Annotated in this window: 1 protein-coding gene; it reads right to left on the reverse strand. The window is 68.2% G+C overall.

Annotated features, from left to right (window positions below):
• Positions 1-509, reverse strand: a 509-nt coding sequence (locus FK268_RS23980; protein WP_497997392.1) for a type IV secretory system conjugative DNA transfer family protein, incomplete at both ends; no start/stop codon positions are given.

The raw sequence follows: 509 nt of genomic DNA on the forward strand, positions 1-509 counted from the left end.
TGGTCGGCAGGCGCAGGAAGTCCTGCACCTCGTCGATGTACACCTGCACCGGCGTGCGGCTGTCCTCAGGGATGGCCACGCGTTCGCGGATGGCCTGCCAGAGTTCGGCCAGCACCGCAGCGGCGAGCAGCTGCGCAGCGGAGTGCCCGAGGACGCCGACTTGGAGCGGCACCAGCAGGATCTTGTTCTCGGTCAGCACTTGGCGGACGTTGAAGCGCGGTGCGGTTTGGCCGAGGACAGCCCGCAGCGTCGGGGTGAGCAAGGGCCGCAGCTTGTTGCTCAGCGGCGCCGTCACGGTGCTGGCGGCTTCCGGCGACAAGGCGTCGAACCAGGCCCAGAAACTGCCCGCACCGATGGGATCGCGCTTGACGGCTACCTGCGTAATCGAGCGTCGGAAGCCGGGATTGCTCAGCAGCAGCGGCAGCATCACCAAGGAGGCGTCGTCGCGGAGGGCCAGGGCACCGAGGCAGTAGCGCAGGATATCGCTGGAGCGTGGTCCCAGGCTGTCG

The organism is Tsukamurella sputi, from assembly GCF_007858445.1.
GTDB lineage: Bacteria > Actinomycetota > Actinomycetes > Mycobacteriales > Mycobacteriaceae > Tsukamurella > Tsukamurella sputi.